Source organism: Longimicrobium sp. (assembly GCF_048594345.1).
Taxonomy (GTDB): domain Bacteria; phylum Gemmatimonadota; class Gemmatimonadetes; order Longimicrobiales; family Longimicrobiaceae; genus Longimicrobium.
Window position 1 is genome coordinate 65083 of sequence record NZ_JBMDXM010000137.1, and the last position, 17240, is coordinate 82322.

A 17240-nucleotide genomic window follows, 5' to 3' on the forward strand; every position below is an offset into this window, starting at 1 on the left:
CAGCGGCTCACGCAGAGACGCGGAGGGCGTGGAGACGCGGAGAAAAGAACGAGGAAAGAACTCCTTTTTTTTTCTCGGCGTCTCACGTCTTGGCGTGAGCCAACCCGGGATTCGGTACGATGCGGAGCCTGTTTCGCTAGCAGGAGCAAACTCCGTTAACTCCGTTGACTCCGTGTGAGGCCCATTCTTTTCGAGGATGTGGCACAACACTTCCCGCCTCCGCGCTTGGAAGCGTCAACATCGTCCACGCACGCGGCTCCTGACGGCACCGTGGTTGCGAGGTTATGTTGCGCCCGGGGAATCGGTTTCGGCTCGCAGCGCAAGGCACGGCAGTGGAAAAGATCTTTCGCAAGCTGTTCAAGCAGCATTTCGGCAAGCCGCCGGTCAGCATCCTGGAGATCGCCGGCGATGGATCGGCGCGCCAGATGTACCGGCTGGTGGGCGACGAGATGGAGACGGCCGTGGGCGTCGTGGGCCCCGACGCCGACGAGAACCGCGCCTTTCTCTCGTTCACCAGGGCGTTCAAATCGATCGGCCTGCCCGTGCCCGAGATCTACGGCGTGGACGAAAAGGCGGGAATCTACCTGGAAGAGGACCTGGGTGAGACCACGCTTTTCGACGCCGTGACCCAGGCGCGCCGCGACGACCCGGGAGCGGACTTTCCGCAAGCCGTGCTCCCCGTCTACCGGCGGATCGTGGAGCTGCTGCCGCGCTTTCAGGTGGAGGGCGGCAAGGTGGTGGACTATTCGCTGGCGTACCCGCGCGCGGCGTTCGACCGCCAGTCCATCCTGTGGGACCTGAACTACTTCAAGTACCACTTTCTCAAGCTGGCGCACATCCCGTTCAACGAGGCGCGGCTGGAGAAGGACTTTCGCCGCTTCGCCACCTTTCTGCTCGCCGCCGACACGCGCCACTTTCTGTACCGCGACTTTCAGTCGCGCAACATGATGCTGCGCGACGGCGAGCCCTGGTTCATCGACTACCAGGGCGGCCGCCGCGGCGCGCTGCAGTACGACGTGGCGTCGCTGCTGTACGACCCCAAGGTGGGGATGACGGAGCCGGTGCGCGAAGAGCTGCTGGAGCTGTACCTGACGAACCTGGAGCAGCTGATCCCGGTCGATCGGGAGCGTTTTCGCCAGCACCTGCGCGGCTACGTGCTCGTGCGCATCATGCAGGCGATGGGGGCGTACGGGTACCGCGGCTTCTACGAGCGCAAGCCGCGCTTTCTGCAGAGCGTGCCGCAGGCGGTGCGCAACATCGAGCGCATCCTGGAAACCGGCTTCGTCAGCATCGAGCTGCCGGAGCTGCAGGCCGTCTTCGAGCGCATCTGCAAGACTACCTCGCTGCGCAAGGCGGCGCCGCAGACACTGCCGGGGCTTACCGTGCACATCGGCAGCTTCAGCTTCAAGGGCGGCTACCCGGAGGACGGCGGCGGACACGGCGGCGGCTTTGTGTTCGACTGCCGCGCCATCCACAACCCCGGCCGCTACGCCGAGTACGTTCCCCTGTGCGGCTGCGACGAGCCGGTGATCTACTTTCTGGAGCAGCAGCCGGAGGTAGAGGAGTTCTGGACCCACGTGCGCGGCCTGGTGGAAAGCCACGTGGGCGTCTGGCTCACCCGCGGCTTCGCCTCGCTCTCCGCGCACTTCGGCTGCACGGGCGGCCAGCACCGCTCCGTCTACTTCGCGGAGCGGCTGGCGGCGTTCCTGAACGAGCACTACCCATCCGTCAACGTCGTCCTCACGCACCGCGAGCAGCACAAGTGGCCCGCGCGCGGCGAGCACGCCGAGATCGCCGCCGCGGGGGCCGCCGCCGGCGCCGCGTCGCTGCCGGAGTAGCGCGTGGACGCCATGATTCTGGCGGCGGGGCTGGGCACGCGCCTGCGCCCGCTGACGGACCACACGCCCAAGGCGCTCATCGATGTGGGCGGCATGCCGATCATCGAGCGGGTGGCGCGGCGGCTGATCGCGGCCGGCGCCGACCGGCTGATCGTCAACACCGCCTACCTGGCGCAGCAGATCGAGGACTACGTGCGGTCGAAAGAGGGCTTCGGCGTGGAAGCCCTCTTCTCGCGCGAAGACCCCGGGCCGCTGGAAACCGGCGGCGCGCTGCTGGCGGCGCAACCGCTCTTTCGCGGCGACGCGCCCTTCTTTCTCCACAACGCCGACATCCTCAGCGACATCCCGCTGGGGGAGATGTACGCCGCCCACCAGGCCGCCGGCGACCCGCTGGCGACGGTGGCGGTGCTCGACCGGCCTACCACGCGCAAGATGCTCTTCGACGACGAGGGGCTGCTGGGGCGGACGGACGAGACCAGGGGGCTGGACCTGCGCGTACGTCCCCCCGTCGGCGAGGTGCGCGCCATCCCCTTCGCCGGGATCCACGTCCTTTCGCACCGCGTTTTCGGGCTGATGACGGAACGCGGCGCGTTCTCCATCCTGGACCCGTACCTGCGCCTGGCCGCCGCCGGCGAGCGTATCCTCCCCTTTCGGGTGGACGGCTACCGCTGGATCGACATCGGCAAGCACGAGCAGTTGCAGGAGGCGCGGCAAACCTTCGGCAAAGATTAGATACGGAACGTTCCTTGCCCCTCCCCCGCGCCCTCGAACGGTACGATTCGCGACAAGGGAGGAGAGCGCAGGATGATGACGATTGCGAGAGCCACCGCGGCTGCCCTGCTGTGCATCGGCACAGCCGCGTGCGGCGGCGGCGGCGGCGAGGAGGCTGAAAACGGCGGCCAGGCGGCCGAGGCGAGCCAGTCCGGCACCGGCGCCGGAGCGCCCGCTGCCGGCGCCGCCGCCGCGCCCGGGGTGCACAACGTGCCCGGCCCCGGGCAGACGCTGGCCTCCGGACGCCTGTCGCCGGTGAACAACTCCGGCGTCAACGGCTCCGCGAACTTCAAGGCCGTGGGCGAGCAGACGGAGATCTCGCTCAACGTCACCGGCGCCACGGCGGCCAACCAGCAGATGCAGGGCTCCATCGTGCAGGGCACCTGCGAGCAGAACGGCGGCGAGGTGGCACCGGTGGGGCCCATCACCCTGGGTACGGGGAACATCGCCACCCTTACGGACACCATCCCGCTCCCCATCGCTACCCTGCTGAACGGCGGGACCGCGCTGCTGATCAAGGGCCAGAACGCCGGCCCGGCCACGCCGCCGCTGGCCTGCTCGGCCCTGCCAAAGTGGGAGCCCCTGCCGCCCGTGGGCTGACGCGCTTGCGCTGACGCCGTCGGCATCGCCATCGTTCCACCCCAGTACGCCGCGCGGCCGCTCCCCGGCCGCGCGGCTTTCCCACCTCCCCTTCCCGGAGGCCTGCATGCCGCAGACCGTGGTTCTCCCCCGCACCGACGTGTGGCCCGCCCTTCCCTACGCGCCGTGGAAGGACACGCTGGAGACGCTCCAACTGTGGATGCAGATCGTGGGCAAGGTGCGAATGGCGCTCACGCCGCCAGTAAACCACTGGTGGCACGTGCCGCTGTACGTCTGCGCGCGCGGCATCACCACCAGCGCCATCCCGTACGGCGTGCGCACCTTCGAGATCGACTTCGACTTCATCGACCATCGGCTGGTGGCGCGCACCAGCGAGGGCGAGGTGCGCACCATGGAGCTTCGCCCCCGCACCGTAGCCGACTTTCACGCGGAGCTGATGAGGGTTCTGGGGGAGCTGGGGATCACGGTGCAGATCAGCACGCTGCCGCAGGAGGTGCCGGATCCCATTCCGTTCGAGCAGGACACCACCCACGCCTCGTACGAAGCGGACGCCGCCGCCCGCTTCTGGCGGGTGCTGGCGCAGTCGGACCGCGTGCTGCGCGAGTTCCGCGGGCGCTGGCTGGGCAAGTGCAGCCCCGTGCACCTGTTCTGGGGGGCAATGGACCTGGCCGTCACGCGCTTCAGCGGGCGCCTGGCCCCGCGGCACCCCGGCGCACCCGGGCTGCCGGACTCCGTGACGCACGAGGCCTACTCGCACGAGGTCAGCAGCGCCGGCTTCTGGCCGGGGAGCCCCGCCTTTCCGGAGCCGGCGTTCTACGCCTACTTCTATCCGGAGCCGGAGGGATACAGAACGGCCTCCGTGCGACCGGAGGCCGCATACTACAGCACCGACTTCGGCGAGTGGATCCTGCCGTACGAAGCCGTCCGCACCGCCACCGACCCCGACGCCGTGCTGATGGAGTTCCTGGAATCCAGCTACGCCGCCGGCGCCACCCTCGCCGCCTGGGACCGCGCCGCCCTGGAGCGGCCCAGGTAGCATCCGGCTCAGGCCGGGGTGATGACTTCAAGCCCCTCGCGTTCCGCGGCGCGGCACTGTCGATCATCGTGGCTGACGAACGCAAAAGGCAGCGTACCGGCGACCGAATCGCGGGCAGTGAGCGCAGCAGCCAGATGCACCGCATCGGCGCCGCGAATTTCCTGACGCTGGACGACTTCCGCCGCCAAGGGCATACAGTCGCTGGCGGGGACGGAAATCAGAATGGAGTCCGTCAGCAGGTCGGATCGGACTAGGGGGACGGTCTGGCGGAAAGCGGCGCGGCTCAGACCGCGTTTGGCGGAGTCAGGCGCCTGTGCGATCTGTCGGAGCGCGGAGACGGTCTCCGGAAGCGCCAGATCGCAGAAACACACTTGCGAGTTCGACCACTCCGCTCCAACGTTGCGGATCAGGTTCCGGATCCACCGCCAGCCCGTCTCCACGGCGTACAGCCGCACGATCGCTGAGGTGTCGAGAAAGAAAACACTCACAGCTTGCCTGTCCTCCGCAGTTCGACCACGAAGCGGCTCATCTCGTCGGCATCGATCGGCAACGGGTGCTCCGGCGGCTCCCAGGTTGCGCCCGCACGTGGCAGGCGGATGTTGACGCCGCGCTCCGCCATGCGACGGCGGAACTCCTCTCGCCAAGCCTGCGGGTCTTCCGGCATCTCGTCATTCGATCGTAGCGCGGCGTCGCTCATGATCTGCTCCGTTGAAGGTTCGGATCGAATCTAGCCAAGGCGTCCGGAACGTCCAATACCGCGAGCCGCCAGTACGCGGGCCCACTTTCCGACACGCAAAAACGCCCCCGGACGGTTCGCGTCCGGGGGCGTCGTGACGGCTGATTGCGTGGTCAGCCCTGGGGAAACGGGGGCGGCACCACCAGGCCCGCGCGGTTCACCCGCGGCTGCCGCAGAGCGACCCGTTCGTCCTCGTTGCGCTCCCTTTGGGTCCACCGGAAGTAGACCGCGGTGATCGCCAGCCAGAGCGTGAGCCCGCCCGGCACCCACATGATCACCCCGCCCAGCCGCTGGTCCTGCAGCGGCGAAAGCGCCGGGATGATGCGCGGCGCCTCCACGTACCACGAGTACAGCGCCGTGCGCGAAAAGGTGATGAGCGCCGCGGAGATCATCATGGGGATCCCCACCAGGAACAGGTACATCATCTGCAACACCGGCGCGATGCGCGGCAGCTCCGGCAGCGGGCTCATCACCGGCCACCACATGATGGTGCCCGTCACCATGATCATCAGGTGCATGGCCACGTGCACGCCGTGGTCGCGCATCATCAGGTCGTACGGACCCGGAAAGTGCCACGCCAGGAAGATGGCGTTGTTCAGCGAAAACGCCACCAAGGGCAGCGTAAGCGCACGCGCGATCTTGCCGCCCCACCTGCGCCGCACCACCGGCCGCAGCAGCCAGTCGGGGGTGGCGTACAGCAGGAACGGCGGCATGATGAGGATGAGCACCAGGTGCTGCACCATGTGCGCGCTGAACAGAAAGTAGTCGCTCAGCTCGTGCAGCGGCCCCTGCAGCGCCACGAACATCAGCCCCATCCCCAACACGAACGACGCCACCTTCTTTGCCGGCACGGGACGCGAGCCGGGAAAGCGGTGGCGCAGGGGGCCGATCAACAGAAAATACGCGCCAAACAGCAGCAGCCACCCCGCCATGAAGCTGGGGTACACCCGCCATTCGGACCACGAGAAGGCCTCGCCGTGCAGCGCGAGGCCCAGAACCGCCATGGACATCAGGACCTGCCTACCTGCCGTGGTACGTCAGTGCCCCGGCGCCGCGGCCGGGGCTGCGGAGGCCGCGGCGGGGTTCGCCACCGGCTCGGGCGTCGCGGGGGCCACCTGCGCGTTGGTCGCCGCGATCGGCTTGGTGGCAAGGCCGTGCAGCGGGCCAAACAGCAGGATCATCGACCCGATCACCAGCGTTCCCAGCAGCGCGGGGAACACAAAGATCCCCGTGAACAGCTTGTGGTCGAACTTCAGGTGCATGTACAGCGCGACCACCAGCAGGAACTTGACGGCCGAAAGGAAGAGGATGATGGCCGTGGCCGCACCCTGCCCCAGCGTACCGTTGGTCTCGCCCATGTACCCCAGCACCTCCAGCACCGTCAGCCCGATCAGCGCCGCGCCGATGATCAGGTAGAACCGGTTGGTGGGGTGCGCGTGCTGGTTGTGCGCAACTTCGCGAAGTTCGCTCGACATGTCGCCGTTCACCGTACGAGGTAGATCAGGGGGAAGATGATGATCCAGATCACGTCCACGAAGTGCCAGTACAGGCCGGCGATCTCCACGTTCAGTGACTTTTCGGGACCGATCTTGCCCTTCCAGGCCATGGTGGCAAGCGTGATCAGGTAGATCACACCCACCGTGACGTGCGCGCCGTGAAAGCCGGTGAGGACGAAGAAGCTGCTGCTGAACAGGTTGCTCTTCAGCGTCATCCCGTCGTGCACCACAAAGTACGTGAACTCGTACACCTGGCAGCCCAGAAAGATGGCGCCGCCAAAGGCCGTCAGGAACAGCCACAGCGCGCTCTTCTTGCGGTCGCCGCGCTGCGTGTAGTTGAGCGCCAGCACCATCGCCACCGAGCTCATCAGCAGGATGAAGGTGCTGAAGGTGGTGAGCGGGATGTTGAACACCCCGTGGTGCATCACCTCGCCCGCGGCGTTGGTCCACCCGCCGTCGTGGGGCTTGGGCCCGCTGAGGCTGCGGCCCTTGTACGCCATGTACGTGGCGATGAGCGAGCCGAAAAGCAGACACTCGGAGCCGATGAAGCCCCAGAACGCCATCTTGCGGCTGTCCAGCCCCGTGCTGGTGTCGATATGGGCCGCGTGAGCCGCGTGGGCTCCGTGCGCGTGAGCGTGATCCATTGCGAAGAAAGTTCCCGGTGCCTGGTGCTAGTGCCTAGTATCCAGTGTCCCGGACCCGGGTGCCCGATCGCGCCGAGCGCGGGCACCCGCTCCGGGTCACTCGCTTGCTCAGTGGCTGTGCCCCGGCTCGAACGCCCAGGCGTAGATCGAAACCACCACGCCCACCACGCCCAGAATGCTCAGCACCCACAGGTTGTGCGCCCACCCCTCCACGTTCCGGAACATCAGCCCGATGAACAGGATGGAGATCGACGCGGCCAGGACGATGGGCCAGTACGACGGCGGCGGCAGGTGAATCCCCAGGTCGTGCGCCGACATGCGGTTCACGTCGTTCTCGGGGTCGCGCACCTCGCCCACCTTGGTGCCCAGGATGGTGACCTGCTCCGTCTCTTCCTCCACCCGGCCGTGCGGAATGCCGCCGTCCTTGGTGGGGTCGCCCTCCCACAGGGGCATGCGCGAGTGCACCACCGGAATGGTGACGAAGTTGTACACCGGCGGCGGCGAGGGAATGCTCCACTCCAGCGTGGCCGCGCCCCACGGGTTGGGCCCCGCCAGCCGGCCGCGCTTCCACGACCAGGCCAGGTTGATGGCGAACACCAGCGTGGCCAGGGCGATGATGAAGGCGCCCGCCGAGATGACCAGGTTCATCTCGTTGAAGCCCATGTTGTCGCCGTAGGTAAAGATGCGGCGCGGCATGCCCAGCATCCCCAGAAAGTGCATGGGGAAGAAGGTCAGGTTCATTCCGATCAGCGTGAGCCAGAAGTGGGCCTTGCCCATCCCCTCGCTCATCAGCCGGCCGGTGATCTTGGGATACCAGTAGTAGATCCCCGCCCACAGCCCCAGCACCGTGCCGCCAAAGAACACGTAGTGCAGGTGCGCCACCACGAAGTACGTGTCCGTCTGCTGCAGGTCGCTGGGGGCGGCCGAGTGCATCACGCCCGAGATGCCGCCGATGGTGAACATCGCGATGAACGCGATGGAGAACAGCATGCTGGTGGTGAAGCGAATGCTGCCGCCCCACATGGTCCCCAGCCAGTTGAACACCTTGATGCCGGTGGGGATGCCGATGAGCATGGTCGACAGCGCGAAGAAGCTGTCGGCGATGGGGCCCATTCCCGTGGCGAACATGTGGTGGCTCCACACGCCCCACCCCAGCCAGCCGATCAGCACGCCGCTGAACACCATCACGTTGTAGCCAAAGAGCGGCTTGCGGCTGAACGTGGGGATGGTCTCCGACACCATTCCCATGATGGGGACGATCAGGATGTACACCTCGGGGTGGCCGAACATCCAGAACAGGTGCTGCCAGAGCAGCGGGTCGGCGCCGTTGCGAATGTTGAAGAAGTTGCTGCCGAACAGGCGGTCCAGCATCAGCTCGGTGATGGCGATGGTGAACACCGCCATGGCCGTCACGATGAGGATGGCCGTGATCAGCGTCATCCACGTAAAGATCGGCATGCGCATGAGCCGCATGCCCGGCGCGCGCATGTTGATGATGGTGACGATGAAGTTCAGCGACGCCATGATGGACGACAGACCCAGGATCTGCAGGCCCAGGACGTAGAAGTCCATGTTCAGGCCGGGCGAGAACTCGCGGGTGGTGATGGGCGCGTACGCGAACCACCCCGAGTTGGGCCCCAGCTTCATGAACACGCCGACGTTGAAGAACAGCACGCCGAACAGGTACACCCAGTACGACAGGGCGTTGAGCCGCGGGAACGCCACGTCCCGCGCGCCGATCTGCAGCGGGATGATGTAGTTGAAGAACGCGGCCGTCAGCGGCATCAGCGCGGCGAAGATCATCGTCAGCGCGTGGACCGTGAACATCTGGTTGTAGAAGTCCGCGCTGAGAAAGTCGTTGTTGGGTACGGCCAGCTGCACCCGGATCAGCAGCGCCTCGATGCCGCCGACCAGGAAGAAGATGAAGGCCGTTACGCCGTACAGAATGCCGATGCGCTTGTGGTCGACCGTGGTGATCCAGCTCCACAGGCCGGTGGGCTCGGCGTGTACGGCGGTGTGCTGGTGGTGGGGGGCGGCCACCGTTGCTTGCGATGCCATTCCTGCTCCATCCGGGTTCGGGGCGCCCGTCGTCGTGGGGGGCGCCTGATCACGAAAGGCCGTGCCGCGGGAATGGCTCCCGCGGCCGCGCCGTCGCCGTTTATCCTCTATCCCCGCGCGCTACTGAAGCGACTGCAGGTACGCCACGATGTAGGTGATCTGCTCGTCCGTCAGCGCGTTGGGGATGTCGCCCCCCAGCTGCGGCATCAGCGAGCCCGGCTTCATGGCCGGCGCGTTGCGGATCCACGCGTGCAGGTTGGCCGCGTTGTTCTCCACGATGCCCGCGGCCAGCGTGCGGCGGCGGCCAAAGTGCGTCAGGTTGGGCCCCGTGCGCCCCACCATGGGCGTGCCGCCGATCACGTGGCAGCCCGCGCACACGCCCGTCGTCACCAGCTTTTTGCCCAGCGCCACGGCGCTGGCGGAGTCGGTGGGCTCCAGCGCCGGGCTGGCCTCGTTGTTCAGCCAGTCCTGGAACCCCTGCGGGGTGTGCGCGATCATCCGCATCTTCATCAGCGCGTGGCTGTCGCCGCAGAACTCGGCGCACTGCCCCAGGTACACGCCCGGCTCGCGGGGCGTGAAGATGAGGCTGTTCACGCGGTTGGTGATCAGGTCGCGCTTGCCGCCCATCTGCGGCACCCAGAACGAGTGCAGCACGTTGTCGGTTTCCAGCAGCAGGTGCACCGGCTGGCCCACGGGCACGTGGATCTCGTTGGCCGTGACCACGGTGTCGCGCCCGCCGTTGACCGGGTACTGGAACTCCCACCACCACTGCTTGCCGATCACCCGCACGTTCAGCGCGTTGGCGGGAGGAGGCGGCTGGGTGGCGAAGATGGCCTGCACGGTGAACACGGCGATCACCGCCACGATGAGCGCGGGGATCAGCGTCCACGCCACCTCGAGGGTGGTGTTGCCGTGCACGTGCTTGGGTTCCGGGGCGCCGGGGCGGTACCGGAACTTCCACATGATGTACCCCAGCCCCGCGAACGTCAGCAGACCGACGATCACCCCCAGCCACAGCGTGAGGTTGAACAGGCCGATCTGGATCTCCCCCATCTCCGTGGTGGGGGCGAAGGTGGTCTGCGGGTAGCGGGACACGTGGTCCTCGCCGCAGGCCGACAGCAGGGGGAGCAGCAGGAGCCCGGCGGCCAGCAGCGGCCGCGCCCCGGGAGCGGCGCCCGGCGCGGCGCGGTGCCCGGCGGGTGCGGAGACTGACTTCATCGGCTGTGGATGTTCGGCGTTCTTTCCAGGTGTTCCGCGGGCCGCGAACGTGCGGATGCACGCCCCGCTACAGGGGGGCGGCCCGGCTGGCGGGCATAATACGCGGCCCCGCCACCCTCCGCCAGCCCCGCACAAGGGTAAAGCACGGTCTGCGGCGCGGGTAATCTATCCCACCACCCACGCCGCGTCTGTGGGGAAAATTCGTACGAGCCCTGCGGAGTTCGCTTACCCGCTTCCGCGGCGCGAATCGAAGTGCCTCGCGAGCACCCTGAAACCGCTTCCTTCGTGGTGGAATCCAGCCTTGTCGCGAGGTTACAGCACGTGGGCGAACACGTCCGCCTGTAACATCGCAGATCTGGATGCCACGCTGCGTGAAGGAAAAAGAATGGCCTCACACAGAGTTAGCAGGGTCAACAGAGTTTTCTCGTGCCGGTTCCTCCGCGTCGAGCCGAATCCCCAAACGGAAATTCTCACACGGAGTCAACGGAGTTAGCGGAGTTTTCTCCTGCGATTTCCTCAGCTGTCAGCTCCAGGGCTTGATTGATGGAGGTAGGACGGAAGGACCCTGGTCGACGAGGCACGAGCCGGCGCGAGGCGTCGGGAACGGGAATAAGGTGGAATGCGGCAGGGGGCCATCCGCGTTTTTTTGAAGAGGCATGCGGATCGGCAGATGCTCTTCGCGGCGCACCCGGAGCAAGCGGCCAGCACCACCCGATGCGCGATCTTGAAAAGCATGGGCCCGCTCCACGATCGGGGAGCGGGACGCGGGCGCGCCGATGCGGGGCCCCTGTCCGCCGCGGGCCGTCTCCACGTAGTTTTCAGGCATGGCCGAACCCGCACCCGCGCAACCATCCGCCCGCCGTTCCCGCAGGCCGCCGCCCGCGTCGCCCACCTGGGCGGAGCGCATGAAGGCCATGCGCAACCTGCCGCCGTTTCTTCGGATGGTGTGGCAGACGCACCGCGGCTACGTAACGGGGATCGCGCTGCTGCGGCTGCTGCGGGCGTTCATCCCCATCGCCACGCTGTGGGTGGGCAAGCTGATCGTGGACGCGGTGGTGGAGGCCACGCGCACGGGCACGCCCGACTGGACGCGCATCGCGACGCTCGTCGGTATCGAGTTCGGCATCGTGGCGGTGGGCGAGGTGGCGGCGCGCACGGGGACGCTGCTGGAAAGCCTGCTGGGCGACCTGTTCAGCAACCGGATGAGCGTGCGGCTGATGGAGCACGCGGCCGAGTTGGACCTGCAGCACTTCGAGGACCCCGCGTTCTACGACCGCCTGGAGCGCGCCCGCCGCCAGACGGTGGGGCGCATCGTGCTGCTGTCGCAGCTGTTCGGGCTGGCGCAGGACGCCATCACCCTGCTCACCCTGATCGGCACCCTGCTGGCGTTCTCGCCCGTGCTGTTCGTGCTGCTGGTGATCACCGTGCTCCCCTCGTTTCTGGGAGAGACGCACTTTGCCGCGCTGGGGTACTCGCTGCTGTACCAGTGGACGCCGGAGCGGCGCAAGCTGGACTACTACCGGCTGATCGCCGCGTCGGAAAAGACGGCCAAGGAGGTCAAGCTCTTTGGCCTGTCGCCGTACCTGATCGCACAGTACCGCACGCTGGCGGACGGCTTCTACGCGGCCAACCGCGGCCTGGCCATCCGCCGCAACCTGGTAAGCACGGGGCTGTCGCTGCTGTCCACCCTGGGCTACTACGCGGCGTACGCCACCATCGTCTACCGCACCGTGCTGGGACGGCTGACGCTGGGCGACCTGGCGCTGCTGTCGGGGACGTTCTCGCGGTCGCGCGACCTGATCCAGCGGATGCTCCTTTCCACCACGGAGCTGTACGAGCAGGCGCTGTACCTGGACGACCTGTTCGTCTTTTTCTCCATGCGCCCGTCCATCGCCCGCCCGGAGCGGCCGCTCCCCTTCCCCCGGCCGATCCGGGAGGGATTCGAGTTCCGCGACGTGTGGTTCCGCTATCCGGAGGCGGTGGAGGGCGCGCCTGTCCAGATGGACCTGCCGGACGATGACAAATCGTGGGTCCTGCGCGGGATCTCGTTCCGCATCCACCCCGGCGAGCGGATCGCGCTTGTGGGGGAAAACGGAGCGGGAAAGACGACCATCACCAAGCTGCTGGCCCGGCTGTACGAGCCCACGCGCGGCACCATCCTGCTGGACGGCCGTCCGCTGGCGGAGTACGACCCGGCGGAGCTGCACGACCAGGTGGGCGTCATCTTTCAGGACTTCGTGCGCTACGACATGACGGCGGAGGAAAACATCGCCGTGGGACGCATCGGCGAGCTGGCACGCGACGAACAGGAGGCGCGGCCCAAGGTGGTGGGCGCGGCGGAGCGGTCGCTGGCGTCGGAGGTGGTGGAGACGCTGCCCGAGCGGTACCGGCAGATGCTGGGGCGGCGCTTTGACGGCGGGGTGGACCTGTCCGGCGGGCAGTGGCAGAAGGTGGCGCTGGGCCGCGCCTACATGCGCGACGCGCAGCTGCTCATCCTGGACGAACCCACGGCCGCCCTGGACGCGCGCGCGGAGTTCGGCGTGTTTCAGCGCTTCTCGGAGCTGACGGAAGGCAAGATGGCGGTGCTGATCTCCCACCGCTTCAGCACCGTGCGCATGGCGGACCGCATCCTGGTGCTGGAGCACGGCAAGGTGCTGGAGGAAGGGACGCACGACGACCTGCTCGCCCTCTCCGGCCGCTACGCAGAGCTGTTCAACCTGCAGGCGGCGGGATACCGGTAGGGACCTGCTTGTACGGGCGGCGTGGGGTGATTATACTTTGCGTCGTGGCTTTGAAATAAGTCAGGTGACTTAAAATAAAGTCAGGTGACTTTGAATTAAGTCACTCAACGTGAGGCGCCGTAACCATGGGATTCTTCTTCACGCCGCTGGACCTGATCCTGTCGTCGAGCAGCAAGCTGCGGCTGCTGCGCGCGCTGCACGGCACGCGCGCGCCCATGTCGGGGCGCGAGGCGGCGTCGGCGGCGGGCGTGGCGGTGCAGCCGGCGCAGCGCGCGCTCGCCGACCTGGTGGCCGTGGGCGTGGTGCGCCGCGACGACACCCGCAGCCAGCACCTGTACACGCTGAACCGCGAGAACGTGCTGGTGCAGGGCGCGCTGGGACAGCTGTTCCAGGCGGAGTCGGCGCGCGTGGGCGACGTGTTCCGCGACCTTGCCGCCGCGGCCGGCGGCAAGGCGGGCAGGGGCGTGGAAGGCCTGTACCTGTTCGGGAGCGCGGCGCGGGGAAACGACCGGTTGGGGAGCGACTTCGACGTGGTCGCGGTGGTGTCCGCCGCCCCCGATGTGGACGGCGTTCACGAAACTCTGGCGCAATCCGCGGAGCAACTGTACACTCGATACGGATTGCGGCTCTCCGTCCTTGTGCTGGACCTGGCGAAGCTGGGGACCATGCACGCCGACGGTGACGCGCTGATCGCCGAGCTCCTGCGGGACAACCGGCGGATTACGGGCAAGCGACTGGAGGCACTTCTCGATGGTTACACGCGGAAGCAGAAAGGAAGTTGACCGCGCGCAGGCGGACAAGTACCGGCGGGTGGGCGCGGCCCTGCTGGAAAGCGCGCAGGCGCTGGCGGACATCGCCGACTCCGACAGCTACGGCAACGCCATCGCCGTGGTGGCCGTCCACGCGTGCATCGCCTACAACGACGCGCTCTCCATCGCCTGGAAAGGCGTCAAATCCACCGAAGGCGACCACACCCGCGCGCCCGACACGCTGCTGTTTGCGCTCAGCCATCAGGCTCCGCCGGAGCGGGTGCGGCAGCTGAGGGCGGTGGTCGCCAAGAAGGACCACGTATCCTACCAGGGCACCTACTTCCGTACCGAGCAGGCGACCCGGCTGCTGAACGACGCGACGGGGTTCTGCACCTGGGCGGACGAGATCTACGAGCGCCGGCCCCCGCTGGCGGCGTGATTGAAACCTTGGGGAGCCGGGCGGCGTAGCAGGGGCGCGCAACCTACACCTGGAGAGATCTCCCCCATGCTGATTGCCGCCGCCCTGGCCGTCCTGTTCCAGGGCACGCCCGCCACGCCCCCCGTGGCGACCCCGCAGGATACCCTTTCCGCTTACCTGGACCGCGGCGCCGCCAACCTGCTGCGCGCCGCCCGCGAGCGCCGCGCGCGGGTGGAGCGCGCCATCGACTCGTACGGCGTGACGGCGCGCCAGCGAGTGCACGTGGGCGTGGAGGCGCTCACCCGCGACCGCACCCTGTTCGGGGGCGAGATGGCGGCCCGCATCGAGTGGCGCCGCGGCGAGACGGGCGTGGTGCGGGTGCTGGGCGGCCGCGAGGTGAGCCCCGCCACCTCGCGCGGCGCACAGGTGCCGGACGATCTGGGGAGCGAAACGCTGGACATGGCCTTCGATCCCGACGAGCTGCAGCTGAGCCTGTTCGCGTTCGGCGCGGGGAACCTGGGCCAGGACGCCGAGGAGGAAGAGCAGGACGACAAGGTGGTGGAGCGGGACGGCGACTCGGTGAGCGTCGAGGTTGAGGTGGAGCCCATCGACCCGCTGGGGCCGGGGAGCGAGGCGCACTACCGCTTTCGCTCGGGCGACACCACCGTCGTGCGCCTTCCCGACGGCTCGCAGCTGCGGCTGATCCAGCTGGAGATCATCCCCCGCCGCCGCGAGTTCCAGCTGCTGCGCGGCACGCTGTGGATCGACTCGCAGACGCACGGCGTCGCGCGCAGCGTGCTGACCACCGCACGCCCGTTCGACCTGCGGCGCGACGCGGGCGGCGACGTGCCCCGCGCCATCAACACCTTTGGCGCCATCCGCGCGACGGTGCGCTACGTGACGGTGGAGTACCAGCTGGTGCAGGGGCGCTGGTGGCTGCCGCGGCTGTCGGCGATCCACGCGGAAGCCAACCTGGGCTTCGTGGCGGGCGTCCCGGTCCGCTTTGAGCGCAGCTACTCGGACTACGAGGTGCAGGCGTCGGCCATGCCGCAGCAGGCGCCGGTGTCGGTGCTGGCGCAGCGCGACACGGGCGCGTACCGCGTCTGCCGGCGCGAGGCCGAGCCGGCGGGCGAGGTGTGCAGCTGCGAGGGCGACCGCTGCCGCCGCTGGCGCGTGGAGGTGCCCAGCGACACGGCCGCCCTGCTGGCCAGCCCCGACCTGCCCCCGCCGCTGGCGGACGAGGGCGCGCGGCTGATCACCGGCGAAGAGGTGGAGTCGCTGGCCAGCGTGCTGGTTCCCCGCATTGGCCGCATGGGCGACTTTCGCCCCGAGCTGGAGACACGCATCGCAGACCTGCGGCTGCTGCGCTACAACCGCGTGGAGGGGCTGTCCATCGGCGCGCGGGCCGACGTGGCGTACGGGCCCTTTGCCGTGGACGGCGAGGCGCGCATCGGGCTGGCGGACCGTGAGCCGGGGGTGGAGATCGGCATCAGCCGCGAAACCATGGTGCGGCGGATGCGCGTGGCCGGCTACCGGCGGCTCACGCCGTTCGATCCGTCCGCGCGGGCGTTCGGCTTCGGGTCGTCGCTCAACGCGCTGCTCTTTGGCCGCGACGAGGCGGACTACTTTCGCGCGACGGGCGCGGAGCTCACCAGCCAGCCGGTGACCAGCGGCCGCTGGACCTACACCTGGCGCGCGTTCGGCGAGCACCAGCACGCGGTGAGCCGCGAAACGCAGTTCACCCTGGCCCGTGCGTGGGAGTCGGAGCCGTTCCGCGAGGTGCGCGGGGCCAACGACGCGGACCAGGCGGGGCTGGGTATCACCCTCTCCCGCGACTTTGGCGGCGACCGCTCGCCCGCGCGCTTCACCCTGGGTACGGCTGCCGAGGGGCAGACGGGCACGTTCGGCTTTGGCCGCGGGCAGCTGTTCGGCCGGCTGGGGCTGCCGTCGCTGGGGCGGTTCGCCGTGGCGCTGGAAGGCGCGGCGGGGACCACGACGGGCGACGTGCCGGTGCAGGGGCTGTGGTACCTGGGCGGGCCGACGACGGTGCGCGGCTACGAGGGCGCGCTGGTGGGCGGCGAGGCGTTCTGGCGCGCGCGGGCCGAGGTGGGCACGCCACTCCCCGCCGCGCGCCTGGTACTGTTCAGCGATGCCGGGTGGGCGGGTGCGCGCGACGGGTGGGACTGGGACCCGCCGCTCCTTTCCGCTGGGATCGGCGCCAGCTTTCTGGACGGCCTGCTGCGCTTCGACGTGGCCCGCGCGCTGCGCGAGCCCAGGGGGTGGCGCGTGGACCTGTACCTGGATGCGGCGCTCTGAACGGACCGCTGGCCGGAACACAAAAGGGGAGCCCGCAAGGGCTCCCCTTTTGTGTTCTCGCCGTCACGCCGGTCGCAGCCGGGTTCAGATGCAGCGGTAGTCGTACGTGATCGGCGGGCAGATGAAGCAGCGCGTGGCCGCCGTGGGGTCGTTGATGGTGGCGATGGTGACGGGCTCCAGCCGCGAGGGCTCGGCGCCCGATACGGCTTCGGCCGTCGTATCGAACGACAGCACGTCCAGGTCTTCGGGATTCAGCTTCATCGGGACCTCTTCGCAAGGAGAGAAGGAAGGAAGAACCGCTCGTCATCCAATATGCATAAATCAGCGGGAAATGCAACTCCATCTTCCGCGATCGCTCTCCATCTGATGCTTCCTGAACGCAACCTTGTCACCGCTGGCTTGTTCCGTACAGACGCGCTCCAACTGCCTGATATATGGCACCACACAGAGTCGACAGAGTTTGTCCCTCGCGCAGAACAAACTCTGAGTCCGGTCCAAGAAGTCACGATGGCTGATGCGGCGGTGTCAGGCGAATGCGGCCGTGGCCCATTGAGCGGGTCTCCAGAGGCGGATGAAGGCTCGGAACCGTCCGCGCAATCGCGGCCCCCGCCCGCCGGCA

General features: G+C 68.0%; 16 protein-coding genes. 8 read left to right on the top strand and 8 right to left on the bottom strand.

Annotation, left to right across the window (positions count from 1 at the left end):
* Positions 1-332: 332 nt before the first annotated feature.
* The 4 genes from ACOJUJ_RS15335 to ACOJUJ_RS15350 all read left to right on the top strand — a co-directional run bounded on the left by ACOJUJ_RS15335 (position 333) and on the right by ACOJUJ_RS15350 (position 4245).
* Complete coding sequence (locus tag ACOJUJ_RS15335; protein ID WP_420127766.1) at positions 333-1838, top strand: RapZ C-terminal domain-containing protein; 1506 nt, start codon at positions 333-335, stop codon at positions 1836-1838.
* Between the two features lie 12 nt (positions 1839-1850).
* The gene (locus tag ACOJUJ_RS15340; RefSeq protein ID WP_420127783.1) at positions 1851-2570 is read left to right on the top strand and encodes a nucleotidyltransferase family protein; all 720 of its coding nucleotides are present in this window, start codon (positions 1851-1853) and stop codon (positions 2568-2570) included.
* Between the two features lie 75 nt (positions 2571-2645).
* Complete coding sequence (locus tag ACOJUJ_RS15345; RefSeq protein WP_420127767.1) at positions 2646-3209, top strand: hypothetical protein; 564 nt, start codon at positions 2646-2648, stop codon at positions 3207-3209.
* A gap of 106 nt (positions 3210-3315) precedes the next feature.
* On the top strand, positions 3316-4245 hold the full coding sequence (locus ACOJUJ_RS15350; protein ID WP_420127768.1) for a DUF5996 family protein: 930 nt from the start codon (positions 3316-3318) through the stop codon (positions 4243-4245).
* 8 nt (positions 4246-4253) lie between these two features.
* Here the strand turns inward: ACOJUJ_RS15350 and ACOJUJ_RS15355 are convergent, their stop codons facing one another.
* From ACOJUJ_RS15355 to coxB, 7 genes are all read right to left on the bottom strand, one after another.
* Positions 4254-4733, bottom strand: coding sequence for a type II toxin-antitoxin system VapC family toxin (locus tag ACOJUJ_RS15355; RefSeq protein ID WP_420127769.1), 480 nt, complete (start codon positions 4731-4733; stop codon positions 4254-4256).
* The gene (locus tag ACOJUJ_RS15360) at positions 4730-4942 is read right to left on the bottom strand and encodes a hypothetical protein (RefSeq protein ID WP_420127770.1); all 213 of its coding nucleotides are present in this window, start codon (positions 4940-4942) and stop codon (positions 4730-4732) included. Before ACOJUJ_RS15360 ends, ACOJUJ_RS15355 begins: the two co-directional genes overlap by 4 nt.
* A 152-nt stretch (positions 4943-5094) precedes the next feature.
* Positions 5095-5991 (bottom strand): cytochrome c oxidase assembly protein, encoded by an 897-nt coding sequence (locus ACOJUJ_RS15365; protein ID WP_420127771.1) that lies wholly within the window; start codon positions 5989-5991, stop codon positions 5095-5097.
* A 27-nt stretch (positions 5992-6018) separates the two neighbouring features.
* Positions 6019-6456 carry a cytochrome C oxidase subunit IV family protein gene (locus ACOJUJ_RS15370; RefSeq protein ID WP_420127772.1) on the bottom strand — a complete coding sequence of 146 codons (438 nt, stop codon included), beginning with the start codon at positions 6454-6456 and terminating at the stop codon, positions 6019-6021.
* Between the two features lie 8 nt (positions 6457-6464).
* Positions 6465-7121, bottom strand: coding sequence for a cytochrome c oxidase subunit 3 (locus ACOJUJ_RS15375; RefSeq protein WP_420127773.1), 657 nt, complete (start codon positions 7119-7121; stop codon positions 6465-6467).
* A gap of 108 nt (positions 7122-7229) precedes the next feature.
* On the bottom strand, positions 7230-9179 hold the full coding sequence (ctaD, locus tag ACOJUJ_RS15380) for a cytochrome c oxidase subunit I (RefSeq protein ID WP_420127774.1): 1950 nt from the start codon (positions 9177-9179) through the stop codon (positions 7230-7232).
* A 120-nt stretch (positions 9180-9299) separates the two neighbouring features.
* Positions 9300-10397: a cytochrome c oxidase subunit II gene (coxB, locus tag ACOJUJ_RS15385; RefSeq protein WP_420127775.1), complete on the bottom strand. Its 1098-nt coding sequence runs from the start codon at positions 10395-10397 to the stop codon at positions 9300-9302.
* A gap of 824 nt (positions 10398-11221) precedes the next feature.
* Between coxB and ACOJUJ_RS15390 the strand changes: the two genes are divergently transcribed.
* From ACOJUJ_RS15390 to ACOJUJ_RS15405, 4 genes are all read left to right on the top strand, one after another.
* Complete coding sequence (locus ACOJUJ_RS15390) at positions 11222-13138, top strand: ABC transporter ATP-binding protein (protein WP_420127776.1); 1917 nt, start codon at positions 11222-11224, stop codon at positions 13136-13138.
* A gap of 125 nt (positions 13139-13263) precedes the next feature.
* Positions 13264-13920 (top strand): nucleotidyltransferase domain-containing protein, encoded by a 657-nt coding sequence (locus ACOJUJ_RS15395; protein ID WP_420127777.1) that lies wholly within the window; start codon positions 13264-13266, stop codon positions 13918-13920.
* Positions 13889-14326, top strand: coding sequence for a hypothetical protein (locus ACOJUJ_RS15400; protein ID WP_420127778.1), 438 nt, complete (start codon positions 13889-13891; stop codon positions 14324-14326). The genes ACOJUJ_RS15395 and ACOJUJ_RS15400 overlap by 32 nt, the downstream gene beginning before the upstream one ends.
* 66 nt (positions 14327-14392) lie before the next feature.
* Complete coding sequence (locus tag ACOJUJ_RS15405; protein ID WP_420127779.1) at positions 14393-16621, top strand: BamA/TamA family outer membrane protein; 2229 nt, start codon at positions 14393-14395, stop codon at positions 16619-16621.
* Between the two features lie 84 nt (positions 16622-16705).
* Here the strand turns inward: ACOJUJ_RS15405 and ACOJUJ_RS15410 are convergent, their stop codons facing one another.
* Complete coding sequence (locus ACOJUJ_RS15410; protein ID WP_420127780.1) at positions 16706-16882, bottom strand: hypothetical protein; 177 nt, start codon at positions 16880-16882, stop codon at positions 16706-16708.
* Between the last annotated feature and the right edge of the window lie 358 nt (positions 16883-17240).

What these genes read in the sequence shown, in the direction of transcription:
- ACOJUJ_RS15340 (WP_420127783.1), top strand. Translation starts at nt 1,851, where the DNA reads ATGATTCTGGCGGCGGGGCTGGGCACGCGCCTGCGCCCGCTGACGGAC.
- ACOJUJ_RS15345 (WP_420127767.1), top strand. Translation starts at nt 2,646, where the DNA reads ATGACGATTGCGAGAGCCACCGCGGCTGCCCTGCTGTGCATCGGCACA.
- ACOJUJ_RS15350 (WP_420127768.1), top strand. Translation starts at nt 3,316, where the DNA reads ATGCCGCAGACCGTGGTTCTCCCCCGCACCGACGTGTGGCCCGCCCTT.
- ACOJUJ_RS15360 (WP_420127770.1), bottom strand. Translation starts at nt 4,942, where the DNA reads ATGAGCGACGCCGCGCTACGATCGAATGACGAGATGCCGGAAGACCCG.
- ACOJUJ_RS15365 (WP_420127771.1), bottom strand. Translation starts at nt 5,991, where the DNA reads ATGTCCATGGCGGTTCTGGGCCTCGCGCTGCACGGCGAGGCCTTCTCG.
- ACOJUJ_RS15370 (WP_420127772.1), bottom strand. Translation starts at nt 6,456, where the DNA reads ATGTCGAGCGAACTTCGCGAAGTTGCGCACAACCAGCACGCGCACCCC.
- ACOJUJ_RS15375 (WP_420127773.1), bottom strand. Translation starts at nt 7,121, where the DNA reads ATGGATCACGCTCACGCGCACGGAGCCCACGCGGCTCACGCGGCCCAT.
- ctaD (WP_420127774.1), bottom strand. Translation starts at nt 9,179, where the DNA reads ATGGCATCGCAAGCAACGGTGGCCGCCCCCCACCACCAGCACACCGCC.
- coxB (WP_420127775.1), bottom strand. Translation starts at nt 10,397, where the DNA reads ATGAAGTCAGTCTCCGCACCCGCCGGGCACCGCGCCGCGCCGGGCGCC.
- ACOJUJ_RS15390 (WP_420127776.1), top strand. Translation starts at nt 11,222, where the DNA reads ATGGCCGAACCCGCACCCGCGCAACCATCCGCCCGCCGTTCCCGCAGG.
- ACOJUJ_RS15395 (WP_420127777.1), top strand. Translation starts at nt 13,264, where the DNA reads ATGGGATTCTTCTTCACGCCGCTGGACCTGATCCTGTCGTCGAGCAGC.
- ACOJUJ_RS15400 (WP_420127778.1), top strand. Translation starts at nt 13,889, where the DNA reads ATGGTTACACGCGGAAGCAGAAAGGAAGTTGACCGCGCGCAGGCGGAC.
- ACOJUJ_RS15405 (WP_420127779.1), top strand. Translation starts at nt 14,393, where the DNA reads ATGCTGATTGCCGCCGCCCTGGCCGTCCTGTTCCAGGGCACGCCCGCC.
- ACOJUJ_RS15410 (WP_420127780.1), bottom strand. Translation starts at nt 16,882, where the DNA reads ATGAAGCTGAATCCCGAAGACCTGGACGTGCTGTCGTTCGATACGACG.